The organism is Oceanobacter sp. 3_MG-2023 (assembly GCF_030688925.1).
GTDB lineage: Bacteria > Pseudomonadota > Gammaproteobacteria > Pseudomonadales > Oceanobacteraceae > Oceanobacter.
Genome location: NZ_JAUYVX010000036.1, coordinates 1 through 2,362, shown reverse-complemented (window position 1 = coordinate 2,362; position 2,362 = coordinate 1). Strand labels below are relative to the sequence as shown.

Sequence of the window (2,362 nt, the reverse complement as noted above, 5' to 3'; positions counted from 1 at the left end):
CGTTCGAGGTCCAGACCACCACGTAACCACCGCTGCCCAGTGCTTCGACTTGCGCAGCGCTCTGGCTGCCGGTGGTGGTGCTGTTGATAACGGTTTCGCTACCAATCCGCTCGCCGCTGGCGCTGAAACGCTGGCTGACAATACCGCTGCCATCGCCGTCGTCGGCGGTGGTCCATACCACAATAAAGCTGCCGTCAAGCAGGGTTGTTACCGAGGATTCGCTCTGGTCTCCGGCAAGGGTGGTATTGATCTGGAATTCATCCCCCAGGGTCTGGCCGTTGGCGTCGTAGCGTTGGCCAACGATACCGCTGCCGTCGCTGTCGTCGGCGGTAGTCCAGCTCACCACGTAACCGGCGGCGCTGGAGGTAAAGGTTGGAGCTGTCATATCTGCAATCGTGATATATCGGGCCGAAGCCAGACTGATATTGCCCGCCTCATCAACGGCGTAAGCGTAATAATCACCCAATTGCAGGCCGCTAGTATTCACCTCTGTGCTACCAGCCGCTGCCAGGCTGGACGACACCCAAAGGCTGCTGTCTGCTGTCAGAATATCACTGATATCGTTAACGCTAATGCTGCTGCTAACCAGATAGACACTGCCCGCTTCATTACTGTACAGGCTCACCATATCGCCGAGACTATAGCTTTCTGTAGCCACTTCTACAGCGCTACCATTGGCATCAAATCGCTGACTATAGACCTGATAGTAACCATCAGTACCGATACCGTACCAGGTAACAATAAAGGCACCATCTGAGCCTGTCGCTACAATTTGTGGCAGACGATCATCGCCACTGCTGTTATCAGGCGATTCCAGTGTTATTGCTGTTCCATTCAGACTGCCATCGGCATTGAATCTTTGAACAAAAACAGACTGATCCCCCTGTTCATCCTCTCCTTGCCAAACAATGGCCCAGGCGCCACTGTCACCGAATGCGGCAACTTCCGAATAAGTATCGTTACCTGTTGTGTTACCGGTGGCTTCCAGTGTCACGATGTCACCAGCTAATGATCCATCGGCATTGAACAGCTGAACAAAAATCGAGGTATCACCTTCTGCATCGGTGCCACGCCAGGTCACTACGTAGGCTCCTGTATCACCCAGCAGAGCCAGTGCGGGCTGCACATCCTCACCTTCCGGATAGCCTGGAGCATCCAGTTTCACAGCACTACCAATCAGGCTGCCATCGGCAGCAATGGTTTGCACATATATTGATAGACCAAGACCATCGTCACCGGCCCAGGCAACCACAAAGCCCCCACTCTCAAATGCCATAGCGACGGCAGAACCATCATTCCCATCACTGACTCCCGTCGCTTCGAGGGACAGGGGGCTACCATTGGGGCTGCCATCGGCATTAAAGCGCTGGACAAACACGGTCAGATCAAAGCTGCTGTCAAAGCTGCTCCACACCACCACGTAAGAACCATCATCTGCACTGGTACTGATTTGTGGTGGCAGGCTGACCCAGGAACCTGACAACGTTGTCAGTGTGCCCTTCAGTGAACCATCGGCATTAAATGCCTGTACGTAGACATCAGTGGTATCGTACCAGGTCACCACATAATCACCGCTCGCCAACGCAGTAATTTGCGGTGTGAACTCAGACTGTCCCGTCACTGCATCCAATTCCACCGTACTGCCACTGAGGCTGCCATCGGCTTCGAACTGTTGGACATAAATGGATGACGTACCACTGCCGTTATCTCCTTGCCAGGTCACTGCAAAGCGGCCGCTGTCATCAATAGCAATGATTTGCGGATCAACATCCTCACCATGACTCACATCAGTTGCTTCCAGAGAGATAAGGTAACCTACTGGCTGTCCCTGGTTATCATAACTTCTTGCAAAAATAGTGTTGTCACCTTCCCCATCACTACCGTACCAAACCAGGGCATAACCGCCGCTGTTGCCCAGTGCTGTCAGCTGCGGAGACAGATTGTCTTTATCGATACTGGCTGTCACCTCTTCCGTTGCCATTGACAAGATCAGTGATGCCGTAGGGGCTATTTCGTCCAGGTCGTTGACATCAAGGGTAACCGCTTGGTCGGTATGGTTACCGGCTCCATCGCTAGCGGTGACGGTAAAGCTGTAGCTGGATTGGGTTTCGTAGTCGGGATCGGCCAACAGGGTCACGTCGCCGGTGCTGCTGTTGATGCTGAACAGGGCGGCATCATCGCCCGACAGCGAGAAAGTCACGCCATCGGAGATATCGCCGGTATCAGTGGCTGTGGCGGTATACACCACCTGCCCAGCACCGCTGTTTTCGTCGATACCCAAAAGTGCGAGAGCGCTGCTGTCGGATTCGTTTTGGTTGCCATCGGTGCTGCTGTTAATCAGGAACTCGCTGCCAATGGCATT

1 protein-coding gene is annotated in these 2,362 nt (G+C 53.9%); it reads right to left on the bottom strand.

What is annotated here, in order from left to right:
* Nucleotides 1–2,362: cadherin repeat domain-containing protein (locus Q8W32_RS16485; RefSeq protein ID WP_305415682.1), on the bottom strand; the 2,362-nt coding region annotated here is incomplete at both ends.